The 17,952-nt window shown below is 66.7% G+C and carries 14 protein-coding genes; 5 read left to right on the top strand and 9 right to left on the bottom strand.

What is annotated here, in order from left to right:
• Positions 1–66 precede the first annotated feature (66 nt).
• A complete protein-coding gene (locus OJB03_RS04580) occupies positions 67–2,577 on the top strand; it encodes a TonB-dependent receptor (RefSeq protein WP_263785616.1) in 2,511 nt (836 codons plus the stop codon).
• 43 nt (positions 2,578–2,620) lie between these two features.
• A complete protein-coding gene (locus OJB03_RS04585; protein WP_263785618.1) occupies positions 2,621–2,932 on the top strand; it encodes an ArsR/SmtB family transcription factor in 312 nt (103 codons plus the stop codon).
• Positions 2,933–2,969: 37 nt separating this feature from the next.
• Here the strand turns inward: OJB03_RS04585 and OJB03_RS04590 are convergent, their stop codons facing one another.
• The 6 genes from OJB03_RS04590 to nagB all read right to left on the bottom strand — a co-directional run bounded on the left by OJB03_RS04590 (position 2,970) and on the right by nagB (position 11,011).
• Entirely contained in the window at positions 2,970–3,974 is a 1,005-nt protein-coding gene (locus tag OJB03_RS04590; protein ID WP_263785620.1) for a sugar phosphate isomerase/epimerase family protein, read from the bottom strand.
• Between the two features lie 50 nt (positions 3,975–4,024).
• Positions 4,025–5,437, bottom strand: coding sequence for a Gfo/Idh/MocA family protein (locus OJB03_RS04595; RefSeq protein WP_263785622.1), 1,413 nt, complete (start codon positions 5,435–5,437; stop codon positions 4,025–4,027).
• A gap of 104 nt (positions 5,438–5,541) precedes the next feature.
• Positions 5,542–6,297 (bottom strand): 3-keto-disaccharide hydrolase, encoded by a 756-nt coding sequence (locus tag OJB03_RS04600; RefSeq protein ID WP_263785623.1) that lies wholly within the window; start codon positions 6,295–6,297, stop codon positions 5,542–5,544.
• 100 nt (positions 6,298–6,397) lie between these two features.
• Positions 6,398–7,705, bottom strand: a complete 1,308-nt coding sequence (locus tag OJB03_RS04605) for a Gfo/Idh/MocA family protein (protein WP_263785624.1) — start codon at positions 7,703–7,705, stop codon at positions 6,398–6,400.
• Positions 7,706–7,929: 224 nt separating this feature from the next.
• Entirely contained in the window at positions 7,930–8,913 is a 984-nt protein-coding gene (locus OJB03_RS04610; protein ID WP_263785625.1) for a sugar phosphate isomerase/epimerase family protein, read from the bottom strand.
• Positions 8,914–9,043: 130 nt separating this feature from the next.
• Positions 9,044–11,011, bottom strand: a complete 1,968-nt coding sequence (nagB, locus tag OJB03_RS04615) for a glucosamine-6-phosphate deaminase (RefSeq protein WP_263785626.1) — start codon at positions 11,009–11,011, stop codon at positions 9,044–9,046.
• Positions 11,012–11,267: 256 nt separating this feature from the next.
• On the opposite strand from nagB, the gene OJB03_RS04620 reads away from it, so the two are divergent.
• Positions 11,268–13,001 (top strand): GMC family oxidoreductase, encoded by a 1,734-nt coding sequence (locus tag OJB03_RS04620; RefSeq protein WP_263785627.1) that lies wholly within the window; start codon positions 11,268–11,270, stop codon positions 12,999–13,001.
• A gap of 99 nt (positions 13,002–13,100) precedes the next feature.
• Entirely contained in the window at positions 13,101–13,727 is a 627-nt protein-coding gene (locus OJB03_RS04625; protein WP_263785628.1) for a gluconate 2-dehydrogenase subunit 3 family protein, read from the top strand.
• Between the two features lie 96 nt (positions 13,728–13,823).
• Here OJB03_RS04625 and OJB03_RS04630 read toward each other — a convergent pair whose 3' ends face one another.
• From OJB03_RS04630 to OJB03_RS04640, 3 genes are all read right to left on the bottom strand, one after another.
• Entirely contained in the window at positions 13,824–15,173 is a 1,350-nt protein-coding gene (locus OJB03_RS04630; RefSeq protein ID WP_263785629.1) for a hypothetical protein, read from the bottom strand.
• Between the two features lie 126 nt (positions 15,174–15,299).
• Positions 15,300–15,848, bottom strand: coding sequence for a hypothetical protein (locus OJB03_RS04635; RefSeq protein ID WP_263785630.1), 549 nt, complete (start codon positions 15,846–15,848; stop codon positions 15,300–15,302).
• Between the two features lie 56 nt (positions 15,849–15,904).
• Complete coding sequence (locus tag OJB03_RS04640; protein ID WP_263785631.1) at positions 15,905–16,414, bottom strand: RNA polymerase sigma factor; 510 nt, start codon at positions 16,412–16,414, stop codon at positions 15,905–15,907.
• Between the two features lie 235 nt (positions 16,415–16,649).
• Here OJB03_RS04640 and OJB03_RS04645 point away from each other — a divergent pair, with 235 nt between their 5' ends.
• Positions 16,650–17,912, top strand: coding sequence for a hypothetical protein (locus OJB03_RS04645; protein WP_263785632.1), 1,263 nt, complete (start codon positions 16,650–16,652; stop codon positions 17,910–17,912).
• Positions 17,913–17,952: the final 40 nt, after the last annotated feature.

Consider the following 17,952-nt stretch of genomic DNA (forward strand, 5'->3'; position numbering starts at 1 on the left):
ATCTCCCCGTGCCCTCTGACGGACTGATACGGCACTCCCTAGATCACCGACCGTACTCCATCGCCCATGCGCCTGCACCGCGTTTTCATCCTTGCGGCCTGCTGTTGGCTCCTGGGGGCCACGCCCGTCCACGCCCAGACCTGGGGCACCGTCACGGGCACCGTCACGGACTCGGTACAGGGGGCGCCCCTGCCGAGCGTGACGGTTCTGGTAGAGGGCACCGACTTCGGCACGGCCACCGGGGCCAACGGCCGGTACCGCCTGGAGCTTCCCACGGGCCGCTACACGCTCCGCTTCTCGGCGATCGGCTTTGCCACGCGCGTCGACTCGGTGACGGTGGTGGAGGGGACGACGCGGCTCGACGCAACCTTGGCCTCCACCATCTTGAAAATGGACGAGCTGACGGTGACGGAGGGGGCCGTTCCCGATCGGCCCGGCGTGTACGAGGTGGATCCGGCCGATGTGCAGAACATGCCCACGCCCTTCAAGGATGGTTTCCGGGCCCTCAAGACCACACCAGGAGTGGCAACCAACAGCGAGCTGACCCAGCAGTATTCGGTGCGCGGCGGGGGGTACAACGAGAACCTCGTCTTTATCAACGGCTTCGAGATTTTCTTTCCCTTCCGGCCCCGGCAGGGTGAGCAGGAGGGGATGGGGCTGTTGAACCCGGCCCTCGCGTCGGACATCACGTTCTACACGGGCGGCTTTCCGCCCGAGTACGGGGGCAAGCTCTCCTCCGCACTGGACGTGCAGTATGCGCAGCCGAAGGCCGAGCCCCTGAGCGGGTCGGTCGACCTCTCCACGCTCGACGCCAGTGCGCATCTTCAGTCGTCGGCCTTGGGGGGCGACCTCGGGTGGGCCTTCGGGATGCGGCGGGCACAGCCCGGCCGGTTCTTTGGGACGCAGGACCTAAAGGGCGACTACAGCCCCCGCTTTACCGACCTGCAGGGCACGGTGTCCTACCGGTTCTCCGATCGCGTCTCGGTGGAGGCCCTTGGCATCTGGGCCGACAACACCTTTGAACTGGAGCCTGAGGAGCGGACCACCTACTTCGGGGTCATCAGTCTCGACCCGGAGCGGCCCTCCGACTTCAAGGCGCTTCGGGCCAGCCTAAACGGGGCCCGCACGGACGGGTACACCACCACGTTTGGGGGCGTGCGGCTCCACACGGACCTCTCCGACCGGCTCTCGATGGAGCACGACGTGGCCTACTTCGGGACGCGGGAGACTGAGGCCTTCAATATCCAAAGCCGGCGGCGGGTCTGTCAGGTCGATCCGACGGCGGGGGACAATCCGTCAAACTGTACCAGTGTGCTTCAAGGAGAGTCTACGGTGACCCGGTTTGCCGACAATTCCGTAGAGGTGCAGCGTCGAACCGGGCGGGGGCGTTACGAATGGGATCTCGACCGACAGACGCTGAAGGGCGGCTGGCACCTACGGGGCCTCCACTTCGACGACAACCTCAACGAGCGGACCACGATCGACGGGCGATTGGACGGTCAGGACTCCACGCTGGTCGACCAGCTCGACGACAGTGCGATATTCGACGAGCATCAGTTTGGGGCTCACCTTCAGGACGCCGTGGATGTGCTCCCCACCGACGGCCGGCTCACCGTTACGGGCGGAGTGCGGGCCGACTACTTCTCGTTCAACGACGAGTGGACCATCTCCCCACGTCTGTCGGGCCGCTTCGTAGCCACCGACCGTCTCACCCTCACGGGGGCGTGGGGGATTTATCACCAGAAGCCGACCTACCGGGAGCTTCGCGGCACCCCGTCGGACAGCTCGTCGATTCGGGACGCGCTGGACCAAAATCGGGACATCCGGTCGCAGCGGTCGGTGCAGTACGTATTTGGCGGGGAGTACTTCTTCCCCGATCGGCGGCTGTATCTGCGGGCCGAGGCGTACTACAAGGACCTCGACGACTTGATTTCCTACACCATTGAGGATGTGCGGGTGAACTATTCCGGGCAGAACGATACCTACGGGTACACCTACGGGCTGGACTTCCAGCTTCGGGGAGAGCTCGTGCCCGGCCTGGAGAGCTGGTTCAACTACAGCTATCTGGTATCCCGCGAGCGGTTCACGGACGCGGCGCTGGAGCGGTACGCGGCGCAGGCCCCGGGGGGCTTCTCCGAAGAGTTTCGGGGGAACCGAACGGGGCTCTTGCCCCGCCCCGCCGATCAGCGCCACACCTTCTCGGCGTTCGTGCAGGACTACGTGCCGGGGGATCAGTCCTGGAAGGTACACATGCGCCTGCTGTACGGCAGTGGACTGCCGTACACCCCCACCAGTCCGGGCCCAGAGACCCCGGGCGGGGCCGAAACCCGCATTCCGGGCGACCGGATGAGCGGGCGGCTCCCGGCCTACCGGCGCGTGGACGTGGGGGCGACGAAGCGCATCGAGCTCGCCCAAAGCGGAATCGGCGGGCCCGTCCACCTGGAGCTCACGCTCGAGGTCCTCAATCTCTTCGACATGGACAACACCGTCGACTACAGCTGGACGAACAACTTCCAGCGCGTCCCCAAGCGCCTTACCCCGCGGACCCTGAACGCGCGCCTCCACCTCACTTTTTAGCCCTCCGCCTGAGGCGCGTCCGTTGCGCCCCTGCACTCGCCCCATGGATCGTTCCTTGCTTCCGCCCGACGAGATTGAGGCCGTGGCGCGCCGTTTCGGCGTGCTCGGCGTGCCGGCTCGGCTCCGGTTGCTCAACGCGTTGCACGCAGAGGGAGAGCAGCCGGTTGGCGAGCTGGTGGAGGCGACCGGCATCCGGCAGTCCAACGTCAGCAAGCACCTCGGCCTGATGGCGGAGGAGGGGCTACTGACGCGGCGGCGCGACGGCGTGCACGTCTACTACGCGCTCGACGACCCCACGCTGGGGGCCCTTTGCATGCTCGTGTCCCGTCGCCTGCGTGACGAGGGCGAGAGGTAGCGCAGTGTGGCTGCCGCGTGGAGGGCCAGGCGGAGTGCTACTCCTCCCCGAACGCCGCCTCGAAGCCGGCGTCGGGGGGCGGAAAGTCGACGGCGCGGACCCGCCCGAGGGCGTCCGCGGCCCCGTGCTCCCGCTCCATGCCACTGTCTTCCCACTCGACGGAGAGGGGGCCGTCGTAGCCGATCCGGTTGAGGCGGCGGGTGATCGCCTCGAAGTCAATCTTGCCGCGGCCGATGGAGCGAAAGTCCCAGTAGCGATCCTCGTGTCCGAACGGCAGGTGGCCGCCGAAGACCCCGGCCTCCCGCCGCCCGTCGGCCCACCAGACGTCCTTCATGTGGACGTGGTCGATGCGGTCGGCAAACCGGTCCAGAAAGGCGAGGTAATCGACGCCCTGGTAGCCGAGGTGGCTGGGATCGTAGTTGAAGCCAAACGCCGAGTGCCCGTCAAGGGCGGCGAGGGTACGCTGGGCCGTGCTGAGATCGAACGCAATTTCGGTGGGGTGCACCTCCAGGGCGAACTGCACGCCCTCGTCCGCGAAGGCATCGAGGATGGGCATCCACTGGTCGGCGAACGCCTCGTACCCCTCGTCGATCATCGACTGCGGGGTGGGCGGAAAGGCGTACAGCAGGTGCCAGACGGGGGAGCCGGTGAAGCCGGTTACCACGTCGATCCCGAGCGTGCGCGCCGCGGTGGCGGTGCGCTTCAGTTCCTCGATGGCGCGCCGCGTTACGCCGTCGGGATCGCCGTCGCCCCACACGCGCTCCGGCAGTACGGCCTCGTGGCGCGCGTCGATGCGGTCGCTCACGGCCTGGCCCACCAGGTGCTGACTGAGGGCCCAGGCGTCCAGGTCGTGCGCCTCTAGTTGGTTGCGCTTGTTGCGGACGTAGCCGTCTTCGTTCACGGCCCGTGCGGCATCGAAGTGGTCGCCCGCGCAGGCCAGTTCCAGGCCGTCGTAGCCCCAGCCCGCAGCCTTTTCGGCGAGGGTGCGGAGGGGCAGGTCGGCCCACTGTCCGGTGAAGAGGGTGACGGGCCGGTAGGACATTGGGGCGGGGGCATGAGTGAGGACAAACGACGACAGAATTCGCCTGGGCGCTACAGCGACCACTCCCCACGGTAGTCCCGGCGCAGGTAATGCTCCGCCTCCGGCGCGTTGGGAATGCTCATGGAGCGCGGGTCGTACCGTACCGGGGTTCCGGCCTGGAGGGACACCACTCCCAGAAGGAGCGTCTCCGTCAGCGGGGCTGCGTAGTCGAAGGGACACGTCGCCTCGGCCTGCCCCTTGCAGGCCTCCACCCAGTTCATCTGATGGCCCGTGCCGACACGGGGAAGCTGCCGGGGGGCGGTGCTGTACTGGGCCTCCAGTTCCGTGGGGTAGAGGCGAGGGTTCCGGCCGTAGGTGTCGTGCATCAAAATGCCCTCGTCTCCCACCCAGATCGCGCCGCCCCAGGACGGCGGGGGCCCCTCCTCGTCCGCGCCGAGCTCCCGCACCAGGGGCACGTCGTTCGGGAGGGCCTGCGGGCGTGGCGGCAGCAGGCCGCCGTCGTACCAGGTCAGGTGGACTGGGTCCCGGCCGCCCCGGCCAAATGTGTAGTGCATCGTCTCGGCGGTGGGCCAGGAGACACGCTCATCCCCGTGCATGCCAAAGGCGTTCGACGAGCCCCATACCTCCGTCGGGGAGCCCAGGTCGAGGGCCCACATCGCGTGGTCGATGAGGTGCGCCCCCATGTCGCCCAGGGCGCCGGTGCCGTAGTCGACCCATCCACGCCAGTCGAACGGGTGGTAGGCCTCGTGGTAGGAGACCTCCGGGGCCGGGCCCAGGAAGAGGTCCCAGTTGACCGCGTCGGGGGGCGACATCGAGTCCTCCGGGCGGGAGACGCCCTGCGGCCACCACCTGGCCGGGCGGTCGGTCCAGGCGTGAATCTCCTGCACCGAGCCGATGGCTCCGTCCCACACCCACTCGATCGCGCGGCGCCCGTCGGGGTGGGTGTGGCCCTGATTGCCCATCTGGGTCACGACATCCATCTCGTCGGCCGTCTCCATCAGCGTCCGTGCTTCCCGAACGGTCCGGGTCAGTGGCTTCTCGACGTAGACGTGCAGCCCGCGCTGCATCGCCTCCTGCGCGGCGACGGCGTGGAGGTGGTCCGGGGTCGAGATGACGACCCCGTCGATCTCATCCCCCAGGTCGTCAAACATGCGGCGGTAGTCGGCGTAGCGCTCGGCCTGCTCGTACGCCTCGTGCAGGGCCTCAAGCCCGTCTGCAACATTGCCGTCTCCGTCGCGAAGCGACTGGTCGACGTGGTCGAAGTCGATGTCGCAGACGGCAACGATGTTCTCGCTCGTCATCGCGTTCATGTTGCTGGTGCCCCGCCCCCCAACGCCAATGCCGGCGATGTTGAGGGTGTCGCTCGGGGGCTGGTGGCCGGCGCCGCCCAGCACGTGGCGGGGCACCACGCTAAGGCCTGCGGCGGTCAGGGCGGACCCTTTCAAAAACGTGCGTCGATCCATCGTGTCGGTGTCTGTGATTGAACGGTCGCGGGAAGCGCAATACCGAAGCGCCGCAGCCGAGAAGGCAGACGGCAGGGCGCCACGTGCACACGGCCGCCGTGCGGCTAGAGCTCCTTGATCTTGATGTTGCGGAAGTGAGCCGTCGTTCCGTGGTCCTGAAGACCAATGTAGCCCTCGCGCGCATCTCCAAACTCCGGGTGGTCCCGGAACTTGCTGTCGCGAATCATCCGGTACCAGTCGGGGGTCCACGTCTCGTACGCCAGCACCTTCTGGCCGTTGAGCCAGTGCTCCACGTGGCTGCCCTCGACGACGATCATGACGTCCTGCCACTCGCCGTGGCCGGAGAACGGCTGGGGATCGGCCGGAATCAGATCGTAGAGCGACCCGGACTTTCGGTTGCCGTCCTCGCCCCGGGTCGCGTCCGGGTGGTTGGCGTTGTCTAGGACCTGCATCTCCGGGGCCGACCAGTAGATGGGCTGGTCCGGCTGTTCGATTGCGCGGTAGAAGATGCCGCTGTTGCCGCCCTCAGAGATCTTCCACTCCAGCTTGAGGACGAAGTCCTCGTACGTCTCGGTCGTGATAATATCGCCCCCCGATCCGCCCACGCCGCCGTCGGAGCCCTCGATGGTGAGGACGCCGTCCTCAACCCTCCATCCGGTCTCGGGGAAGGCCTCATCGTTGTATCCGCGCCATCCCTCGGTCGTCTCCCCATCGAACAACAGCGTCCAGCCGTCGGCCCGTTCCTCCGGCGTCAGTGTGTTGGGGGCGTCCATGTTCTGGGCGCTTGCGGGCGCAACCAGAAGCAGGGCGGACGAAAGTGCAACAAGAATCGTGGCCGCTAGCATCGTGTGTTTGGTCATGGTGGTACAGGGGGGTGACAAAGAAACCGTGTATGCGTTTGGGCGTCGATCCGTAACGGATGATCGACAGCCACAGGGATGTGATGCGGAACGAAAAGCGTCAGGCATGCGGGGCCGTGTAGGCGGCGTCGACCCAGGCCTCCTGCTCGCTGCTTTCGAGTGCGGTGTGGATGAAGTGGACGCCGGCGGCCCCGTCCTGCACCGTCGGGAAGTCTCGGGCCCACGGCTCAGGCTCCACGCCGGCCTCGTGGGCCGCGATGGCGTGAGCCGCGCTCCGGTAGATGTTGGCGAAGGCCTCAATGAAGCCTTCGGGGTGGCCCTGCGGGGTGCGGATGAACGGCTGCACCGAGTCGGCGAGGGAGGCGCGGCCGTGGCTGAAGATTTGTTGGGGGGCCTCGCCGTTGATGTCGGTGAGGAGGGTCAACCGATGCGGGTCCTCCTGGCGCCAGTCGAGCCCGGCCTCGGTTCCGTAGACGCGCAGGCGAAGGTTGTTTTCCTCCCCGGCCGAGATCTGTGAGAAGTGGAGGAGGCCGCGCACTCCCCCCTCGTAGCGGGCAAGGATGCTGGCATCGTCGTCGACGGGGCGCCCCTCCACGACCGTCCCCACGTCGGCACACATGCGCTCCAGGGACAGGCCCGTCACGTAGCGGGCCAGGTGCTCGGCGTGGGTGCCGATGTCGCCCAGCGCGCCGGCACCGGCCTTCTCCGGGTCGGTCCGCCACGAGGCCTGCTTGTTGCCCTCTTCCTCGAGTCGGCGGTTCAGCCAGCCCTGTGGGTACTCCACCACGATCTTGCGTAGGTCGCCGAGGCGGCCCTGTTCTACGAGTGCCCGGGCCTGCTTCACCAGCGGGTAGCCGGCGTAGTTGTGCGTGAGGCAGAAGACCACGTCCTGCTCGTCGACACGCCGGCACAGGTCTTCGGCGTCCTCGAGGGTGGTCGTCATCGGCTTGTCACAGATGACGTGAAAGCCCCGGTCGATGAAGGTGCGGGCCACGTCGTGGTGCAGGAAGTTGGGCGTGACGATGGAGACGACGTCGATGCCGTCGGGCCGCTCGGCCTCCGCGTCGGCCATCTCCTCGTAGGTGTCGTAAACCCGGTCGGGGTCGAGGTGCAGGCTGTCGCCCTGGTCCTGGGACTTCTCGGGATCGGAGGAGAAGGCCCCGGCGACGAGGTCCATCTCGCCGTCCAGGGCGGCGGCGGAGCGGTGCACGGCGCCAATGAAGGCCCCCGGCCCGCCCCCTACCATGCCGTAGCGAATTGTTCGGTCGAGCGCCATGAAGAGCTTTGGGGTGGGTGAAACGAGTGTTCGGAAGAAGAGGGCGAAAGGCCGGGTCGCGACGAGGAGACGAGAAACCGCTTCCAAAGCGCCCCCAAATAGGAACGCGAGCACCGAGGTGCGGATGGACATCTGCCGTGCAGTCAAACATCGTGCGCTGTCCCGTCGATCTCAAACGCCGGGTGCTTCTCGACGAGGCGGGGAGGTGTTGGGCGGACGGCCGGCACGGGGGCTGTCCCCTGCGCGAGCGACTGAAATCGGCCCACACGCGTGCCGTGAACGTCGATTATCAATCGTCGCCTCCCGCGGCTGTGCCCCCCGACCCACGGGGCCGGCGACTGGCCCGCCGGATTCCTCTACTCCTCAGTTGATCGGGCGTACTCACGCTCAAGTCGACTGCGCACGTCGACGAGGAGCTGCTTCGTGGCCCGGATGCCGGCCCGCTCGCTCAGGTCGTCGCCCTCGTACTCGATCCCCACGTGGCCCCGGTACCCTGCGTCGAGCACGACGCGCATCAGCTTCGTGTAGTCGAGGCCTGTCGCCCGCCCCTGGTCGTCGAAGGCATGCGTCTTCGCGCTGATGGCCTTCGCGTGGGGCATGAGGTCGCGGACACCCTCGTACGGGTCGTAGGATTCCCCCTCGCGGATCTGCCAGTTGCCGAAGTCCGGGAGCGTGCCGCAGTGCTTACGGTCCACCTCGTTCATGACGCCGGCGAGCCACTCGCCATCGGACGAGAGGCCGCCGTGGTTCTCCACGAGTACATTGATGTCCCGCTCGGCGGCAAACGCGGTGAGGCGACGAAGCCCATCGGCCGCCCGCTTCTGCTGCTCGGTGGGGGATCCCGCTTCCATCGTCCGGGCGTTCACGCGAACGGCGTGGCATCCCAGCGTCGCGGCCGCCTCGACCCACTTGTGGTGGTTCTCCACGGCGGTCGTTCGCTCCGCCGCGTCCGGGTGTCCGAGCGCGCCCTCCCCATCGCACATGATGAGCAGGCTCTGCACGCCCGCGTCCTCGGCACGCGTCTTCATTGTCTGTAGGTACTGTGCGTCCGTCGCCCGGTCCATGAAGAACTGGTTGACGTACTCGATGGCCCCGATGTCAAACTCCTCGCGGGCCGTGCGGGCGAAGTCGAGATTGTCGAGGTCGCCGTCGAAGAGGGCTCGATGAAGGGACCACTGCGCGAGGGAGATTCGGTAGAGGGGCGCATTTCCCGTGGCGCCCCCCTCGCTTCGGGCGGGGGCGGGGTTGTGATCGGAAGCATAGCCCCCCGCGGGAAAGGCGGTGCCGAGGGCAAGGGCGGCGGAGGTCTTCAGAAAAGTGCGTCGGGTCGAAGCAGGCATGGGGGCGCGATGATGATCGAAGTAGCACCGGGAGCGGCGTCGCCGCGCATGGTGGAAGGGCTGCGTGGTGTCCCTTCCTGGTCTCCTGGCTAGATGGCCGGGCTACCAGAGGCGTGTGGACTCAGGGGCATCAGGGCATGTCGTAGGTCGTTACGAACGCCTCGGCGGCGTAGAATTCCGGAAGCCCCAGGCCGTTCAGGGCGTCGGCGGTGTCGCGGTTTCGGTCGCGAGCCCGTTCCCAAAATTCACGGTCGTCGTAGGCCCCCGGAAACATCGCCCGGTCCTTCTGGCTCTCGTGCTTGAAGATGGCCTCGACCTTGCGGTCGAGATCCGCCTTGGAGAGTGGGGTGAACACGTCGGCCTCGTGGAGCGGCCACTCCTGCCAGGCCCCCCGGTAGAGCCACACGAGGGGTTGGGGACGGGCCGTCTCGTTCGTCGTGGAGGCCTCCCCGTTCGCGCCGGCCGGCACGGTGGCGTCGTCGTTGTACCGGTGGAGCGCCTCCTTGATGGCCTTATAGCACATCCGGTGCGTGCCGTGGGGGTCCGAGAGGTCGCCGGCGACGAAAATGTGGGTGGGCTCGACCTCCGTAAGCAGGTTGTGCACGACCTCCACGTCCGCCTCCGTAATGGGGTCCTTGCGCACGCGTCCGGTCTTGTAGAAGGGCATGTCCAGGAACTCGGCGTGGTCGGCGTCCAGGCCCATCACCTCGATCGCCGCGATGGCCTCGCCGTACCGGATGTGGGACTTGAGGGTTTGCACCTCCGGCGGATCCACCTCCGCCGGGTCCTTCTCGGCGAAAAAGGTCTCGATCTCCTCACGCCGGTCGCGGAAACCCGACAGATCCTCGGCGCTCATGTTGAGCGCATCGCTGCTGAGGCCGACGAAGCGGAGGTAGCGGCGCACATCGGCATCGAAGACGGCCACCGACCCGTTCGTCATGTACGAGACGGTGATGTCGTTGCCGTTCGACACGAGTTTGTCGAACATGCCCCCCATCGAGATTACGTCGTCGTCCGGGTGGGGGCTGAAGATGAGGACGCGCTCGTCGGAGAGGAGGTTTTCGCGGTACGTGATGCGCTGGCGTAGGTCCTCGAAGACCTCCCGGGCCAGATCGTCGACGTCGTCGTAGCGGTGAACCAGGCTATGAAGCTGATTCTGGTAGTAGTCGGACGCCTCGAGGCGAGGGATTGGGGTGTCGAGCGTCTCGGACAGCCAAATGACGGCGCGCTTGGCCTTCTGGTCGGTCCAGTCGACCTCGCGGACGCGCCACGGCATCTTTTCCCGCGTGAGCTCGCCCGCGGCCGCCCGGTCGAGATAAAAGGTGGCGTTGGGATGGTCCTGCAGGTAACTGGCCGTCACCTCGCGGGACGGGGGCTCCTCCACCGCCCGCTTCACGATGGGGGCCTTGTGCTCCCCCGTGGCCATGAGCACAATCTCGTCGCAGTCGAGAATGGTGCCCACGCCCATCGTGATCGCCTCCTGAGGCACGTTGGATTCCCCGAAAAAGTCGCTCGCAGCGTCCTTGCGCGTGATTTCGTCGAGGATGACCTGGCGGGTGCGCGTCTGGTGCCCGGAGCCCGGCTCGTTGAAGCCCACGTGGCCGGAGCGCCCGATGCCGAGCAGCATGAGATCGATCCCGCCGGCCTTCTCGATCTCGTGCTCGTACTCCACGCAGTGACGCTCCACGGCGTCCGGGGGAATGTCGCCGCGGGGAATGTGGATCTGGTCCGTCGGGATGTTGACGTGGTTGAAGAGGTTCTCCTGCATGAACCGGTGGTAGCTCTGCAGGCTATTCGGATCCATGGGGTAGTACTCGTCGAGGTTGAACGTCACCACGTTCGAGAGATCAAGCCCATCCTCCTGGTGCATCCGAACGAGCTCCTGGTATACGCCAATGGGGGTAGACCCGGTCGGCAGGCCCAAGACCGCCTGCTGGTCGACGGCCTGTCGCTCTTCGATCAGGGTGGCGATGCGCCGGGCCACGCGATGGGCCATCTCGGCCGGGTCATCAAAGATGAGGGTTTCGACCCGCTCGTGTTGTGTGTCGGGCCGGGTGGCGTGTTCGGAGGCGTTGGCCGGGGGGGAGTACGAGTCCATGGCTCGGGAGACGGCGGTGGTTTGGGGAGGGAGGAACGCGCAGTGAGACGCAGCGCTCGGATCCTGTATGATAGAAGACGGGGATCGCCGTAACAATATCGAGAGAAGTTCGGGACCGCTTCCAGATCGCAAAACACCCGGAACCGGTTCCAAATTTCGATGCACCGCTCTAAAACGGGGCATTTGGTTGCGTCTGAATCCACCCCGTAATTACCTTCTTTCAGATGCGCTACTTATCTCACGTCCCGTCCTCTACATGCCTTTTGTTCAGGAGACCCCCGACACCTACGATGTTTGCATTGTTGGCTCCGGCGCGGGGGGCAGCATGGCCGCGAAGGTGCTGGCGGAGGCCGGGGCCGATGTCGTGGTTCTGGAGGCCGGCCCGGAATGGAGCGTCGAGGAGGACGGGGCGATGTTCGACTGGAACTACTCCTCGCCCCGCCGGGGGGCGTCGACGAAGGCGCGGCCCTTCGGAGAGATGGACGCGTGTCTTGGGGGGTGGGACATCGAGGGAGAGCCGTACACGACCGCCGAGGACACCAGCTGGAACTGGTTCCGGGCTCGGATGCTGGGGGGGCGCACGCACCACTGGGGCCGCATTTCTCTCCGCTTCGGACCGGACGACTTCAACGGACGGAGCGTCGACGGCCACGGGCAGAACTGGCCCATCGACTACCAGGACCTGAAGCCCTACTACGACCGGGTCGACCGGCTGATTGGCCTCTTCGGGTCGGAGGAAGGATTTTACAACTCCCCCGACGGGATTTTTATGAAGCCGCCCGAGCCTCGCTGCTACGAGAAGTTCATCAAGCAAGGAGCGGAGGACGTCGGCGTGCCGGTCATTCCGTCCCGCCTCTCGATCCTCACCGAGCAACACAACGGACGGGCGCCCTGCCACTACTGCGCGCAGTGCAACCGGGGCTGCACGACGCACTCGAACTTCTCAGCGCCGCCGGTGCTGCTGGACCCGGCCCTCCAAACCGGCAATGTGACCCTGATCACCCACGCGATGGCCCGGGAGGTGACCACCGATCAGGAGGGGCAGGCCACCGGTGTTTCCTACGTCGACACCCAGAGCCGGCGGGAGCAGAAGGTAAAAGCCGACGTGGTGGTCCTAGCCGCCAGTGCGTGTGAGTCGGCCCGCCTCCTGCTAAACTCCACGTCCCGCCAGCACCCCAACGGCCTGGCCAACTCCAGCGGCGCGGTTGGGCGCTACCTGATGGACTCGACGGGGTCGACCGTTATGGGGGTGGCCCCGCAGCTGATGGACCAGCCGGCCCACAACTGCGATGGGGTCGGGGGCATGCACTCCTACATCCCGTGGTGGGCCCACGATCAGGACCTCGACTTTCCGCGGGGCTACCACTTCGAGCTGTGGGGCGGGCGTGGGATGCCGGGCTACGGCTTCGGAAGCGGCATTCAAAATCTCAACGGCATGTTTCCCGGCGACGAGGAGACCAAGACAAAGGGCGGGGGCGGCTACGGCCAACAGCTCAAGAACGACTACCGCCGCTTCTACGGGGCGACGGTCGGGATGTCCGGGCGGGGCGAGTCGATTGCCCGCCGGGACAACTACTGTGAGATCGATCCGGACGCCCGGGACGAGTACGGCATTCCGGTGCTGCGCTTCAACCACTCCTGGGGAGAGGAGGAGTACCTGCAGGTCAAGCACATGCAGGAGAAGGGACGAGAGATTCTGCGGTCGGCCGGGGCCGAGCCGCTCGGGTCGGTGCCGAGCAAGGAGGACGGCTATGGCATTACCATGCCGGGAGAGATCATCCACGAATCAGGGGTGACCCGGATGGGGGCCGATCCAGACACCTCGGTGCTCAATGCCCAGTGCCAGGCCCACGACGTGGACAACCTATTTGTGGCCGACGCCGGGCCGTTTACGTCGATGCCGCACAAGAACCCGACCTGGACGATCCTCGCCCTCTCGATGCGCACCTCCGAGTACATCATCGACCAGCGCAACAAGGGCAACATCTGAGCCGCCTGGGCCGCTGAGAAGCGAGGCGCGTCCGCCGCGCGTCCTTCGCCCCGAGCATCCTTGTCCGAACGTCTTTCCCTCAACGCCTCCCCGAGTTCCATGAGCGATCTCAACCGCCGAGACGCCCTCAAGATGCTAGGCCTGATGGCGGCCGCGCCGACCTTCAGCGTGGCCTGTTCCTCCGAAGAAGTGCAGCGGGCCCGCGAGCAGCAGGCCGAACAGGCCCCCACCCAGCCCGCGCCGCAGGACTACGACCATCAGCTCTTCACCGACCACGAGTTTGAGACCGTCCGCGTGCTCACCGACTGGATCATCCCGGCCGACGACCGCTCCGGCAGCGCTACGGATGCGGGTGTGCCGGCGTTTATCGATTTCATCCTGACCGACGAGCAGTTGCCGGACCGGGACGAGCAGCAGGCCGCCTTCCGTGGGGGCCTCGCGTGGGTCGACTACACGTGCCTCGACCGGCACGGCGCCCCGTTCGTCGAGTGCACCGAGGCTCAGCAGCAGGGGCTGCTCGACGACATCGCGTGGCCGGAGGACGCCGAGCCAGAGATGCAGCCCGGGGTAGAGTTTTTCAACAGCCTCCGCGACCTGACCGCGTCAGGGTTTTTCAGCTCGAAGATGGGGATGGAGGACCTGCAGTATCAGGGCAACCAGTTCGTGGCCGAGTGGACCGGCTGTCCCGACGAGGTGCTTCAGCACATCGGGGTGGAGACGGCATGAGAGTTGGCGGGCCGAGACCGTCAGCGGCCCAGGCGGCCAGAGAAGACAGTGCCCGAGAGAGCCCGCACTGGAGAGAACGAGGTGCGCCCATGAGTCTCAACGGAAGGTCGCCTCGATGGCGTTCGTGAAGTGAACCGCTGCGTCGCTGTAGATGTTGACCTGATAGGGCCGAAATACATCCCCCGAAATGATCTGGGAGGCGTCGCTCCAGCTGTCTGCCGTGCGCAGGCGCTTCAGCACGCGGCGGTAGGCGCTCTGGTCGCCATCGAAGAGGGCGTCTACGTACACCTCGCGCTTCGGCGTATGTGACGGCCCAAACACCTCTCGCTCCAGGGTCGACAGGTCATCGGGGTCGGAGACGGTCGACCGCTGGGCCGACGAGGAAGACGACGCTGTATTCGCAGACGAAGAGGAGGTGCTTGTTTCTTCGGATCCGTCCGAGGGGCGCTGCTGGAACTGGGCCCAGAGAGGCTGGGCGCCGTCCTCGGACGTGTCGGTCTCGGTGCGGCGCTGGGTGGCGTCCTGCTCGAACTGCTTCCACATCGGCGTGGCTTGTGGGGCGGCCTCCGACGACGAGTTCGAACCCGACGCGGACGTCTCGTCGGCTGGCTTGTGGAGGCTGGGGTCTAAAGGGGCGTCCGGGGCGTCGTGCTGCCCGGAGGGAGCGTCGGCGGAGGACCCCTGGGTGAGGGCGGCGTCGACCAGCCGACGCAGCGCATCGGGGGCGACGGTGTCGGCGTCCTCGGTCCGGCCGTAGGCAGTCAGGCGCTCGGTGAGGGTGTCGGCCTTCTTCTCCTCGAAGTACGTACGCAGGAGAGAGAGGGGGACCTGGGTACGGCCGGTGGCACAGCGGGCCGTGTCGAAGAGGGGATCGAGCAGGTCAAGCCAGCGATCCGCGTCGAAGTCCGCCGTCATGCGCTCGTCGACGCGTCGGAGGACGCGCTCGAAGGCGTCCGGCGTGAAGGCGTCCCGGTCCTGCTTGTCGGCGAAGGCCTGTACGGCATTCCGAAGGTAGGCGTACGGCCCGAAGAAGCGCATGCGCCACTGCACCTGTGGCACCGGCACCGCCCCGGTGGCGTCCTCAAAGACGAAGGCGCTCAGCGTCGGGACCGGGCGCACGAGGTAGTTCGTCGTGCGGCGGGCGGCCGTACGAAGCGTTTCGGCCCACTGGTCGCGCGGCACCTGCATGTGCTGATCCACCGCGTCGAGAAACGCGTGGGCGGCCTGCTCCATCTCCGGGTGGTCGTAGTTTACCCAGTCCGTCCGCGCCCGGCGCAGCTGGCGTGTCTCGCGCCGATGGTGGTGTCGCAGGAGGTGGGTCAGGTAGTGACGGAGGGGGGCTGGCATCGCGTCTGCCGCCCAGTCGGCTTCCGTGTAGGCTTGGTCGGGGGGGAAGGCGTCGAGCAGGCGCTCAGAGAGAGCGTCGGCGAGCGAACGCGTAGGCATGAGGAGCACAACGGGCGATGCAGGAAATGAAATGCGTCGTGGCGTGTACACGCATGACGGAGGAGAGGTTTTCGGAGAGGCCTAAAAGGCCGCCGCGCCCCGACGGCAGGAGGCCCGGTGTGCCGCTCAGGAGGCGCTCTCCTCTACCTTTTCGAGCAGGCGGGTCAGCCTCTCGTAGCGCGGCTCGTAGGTGCAACGCCGGCCCCGTTGGTTGAACAGGTAGACGGCTCCGGCGACGAGGAGCACCAGGACGGCCTGGATGAGGGCGCTCCAGGTCCACCCATTGCTCCCCACTACGATGAGGAGGGCGCCCAGCGTGATCGGGGCAAGGTACCACCCGAGAATGTTGTTGAGCAGCTGAATTTGTTCCTCCACTTTCGCCCGTTCGGTGCGGAGGACCTCCGCCACGGGACGATCCGGGGAGGGAGCGGCGTGCCGGGTGCGGGCCCGGCGTAGGCGCCAGAAGACGTACGCACTTCCCGCCATGAGCAGAAGGGCCCCGGAGCGGGTCCACCAGGATGGATCCCGGAGCAGAATCCAGCCGAAGAACAAGAAGGTCGCGACGGCGGCGATCGATTCCAAAAGGTCGCGTCGCCAGAGTCGCTGATTGAAGGCCTCGGCTTTTTCTTTGACGAGGCGCAGCAGTTCGTCGTCGGATAGAGAGCGTGCAGACATGGATGGGGTGTTGGAGTCTTGTTCTGAGGTCCAGAGTTCTTTGGCGTCGTCGAGGTTCATACCGGGGTCTCCTCCAGCCACGAGGCCAGTTTGTTCTTGACTCGGTGCAGTTTCACGCCGACGTGGGACTCGCTGAGGCCGAGCACATCGGCCATCTCTCGATAGCTCTTCTCGTCGAGGTACATCATCACGAGTGCCTTGTCGACGTCGTCGAGACGGTCGATAGCGACGTACAGCCGGTCGAGCTTCTCGTCCCGATCGAGGCGCTCGTCGGGGCGGCTCATGCCGTCCGTCCATACCGGATGATCGGTGTCGAGCGTCGCCTCGTCCCGTACCACCTTGGAGCGGTCGTGGCTCAGGGCCGTGTTGAGGGCCACGCGGTAGAGCCAGGTACTCGGCTCAGCGTCCCCCTCGAACGAGGAAAAAGACCGCCAGAGCTCCACGAGAATGTCCTGGTACAGGTCGTGATGCGCCTCCGCACCGTCCGCGTACACGCGGCAGATTTTGCGAAGACGCGCATCGTTCTCGCGCACCAGCTGTACAAACTCGTCGTCCCGATCGGGCATGACGCGGGCCTTGACGCATCCACGGAATTCTTTCACTACAATGAGTCCCTCGAGACACGCCGATCTTACAGACGGACTCCTGGTTTTGGTAAAACTTCACAAGAGTGGGCACGGGGACGAACGGGCGGCAGTTCGGGCACATTTGGTCTGATTTTCCCGGGGGCGAATGGACATGAAGGCCTGCTCGGCAATACGTTGCTTTAGCCGTTGATCATTGAAACTGTCCCGCACCGTCGTGCTGCCTCATTCCCTCACGGCCCCGATTCGCCACGTCCGCGGGTGGGCGACCCGGCTCGCCTACGGACTGCTCCTGGGGGTGCTCAGTACGGCGGCCCTGCTGCTCGCCGCCGGGGCCGATCCTGGGACGCGGGCCGCCGGGCTTCGGCTGTGGGCGTTGGCGGGTGCGGGCGTGTTCGCCGTGGCGCCGCCGAACGTGCTGTTCCCGGATCCGAACGTCTCGATGCTGCAGCGACTGAACTGGTCGCCCCCGCGGCTCCTGCGCTACCAGGCGCGCCGGCTGGGGCCGCTCGTGCTGCTGGCGGCGGTGCCGGCCGTTCTCGTGGCGTACGGGGATCCCGGCGGCCCCCTCCAACACCTTGGCGTGAAAACCATGGCCCTGGGGCAGGGGCTCCTCTTAATCGGAGGCACCGCGCTGGACAGCTTCGTCCACTTTGCGACCCTCGGGGCCCGCTCACAAGCCTGGCAGGAGGGACGGGCCGGACAGTGGTACGCCCGAGCCGTGGAGGAGCAGGGACAGGGAATCAGTCTCCCGCGTGGGCTTGTGCCGGCCCTCTTTGCCACCACCCGGTGCTTTGCGGTGGGGGTCGGTGTCGTCGTGGCCACCGCGGCGGCCGCGGCCAACGGGCTGTACGGGCTGGCGTGGGCGCCCGGGCTTTTCCTCACGGGCTGGGCGGGCGTGCGCCTGTGGCGATCGCGGTCCGCGTACGACCGGCATTTCTACCACACCACGGCCTTCTACGCAGAGGTGCTGGGTGGGGGCACGGTGGCGGCCACCGACCGTGAACCGGTGCCGTACGACGCGCTCTACTGGGTGCCCTCACGGTGGCGCCCGGCCACCTGGGCCAGCATCCGCCAGCTCGACCGCCGTCTCCCCCTCGGCCGCCTCGTGGCGGTTGCTCACCTTGGCCTCTGGCTTTTCTGCATCCGCGGGGGGGCTCCGGCCTTTGTCACTGGGTACCTGACGCTGATTTTCACCGGGCAGGTGGCCGCCTGTGCGGTGTTGGGCACCCCATCGGCGGCGCCCCGCTTGTTCCAGCGGGCCCTGCAGTCGGTGGGCGACTGGATCGGCACCCGCACCTTCGTCAACCTGCGCTGGTTTGGCCCGCATGTGGGGAGCCTCGCGCTCGTGGTGCTGTTCGGCAATACCTACGGATGGGCCTGGGTCGGGGCCTGGGCGGCCGTCCACATTGGGCTCTCAGTGGCGGCGGCCACGGCCGTGACCCTGGCCACGGAAGGAACGGTGCGCTCCGCCGCGTAGCCCGCAGCTGGCCCTCAGCCCCACCAGCGGGCCAATCGCC

The organism is Salinibacter grassmerensis, from assembly GCF_947077765.1.
GTDB classification, from domain to species: domain Bacteria; phylum Bacteroidota; class Rhodothermia; order Rhodothermales; family Salinibacteraceae; genus Salinibacter; species Salinibacter grassmerensis.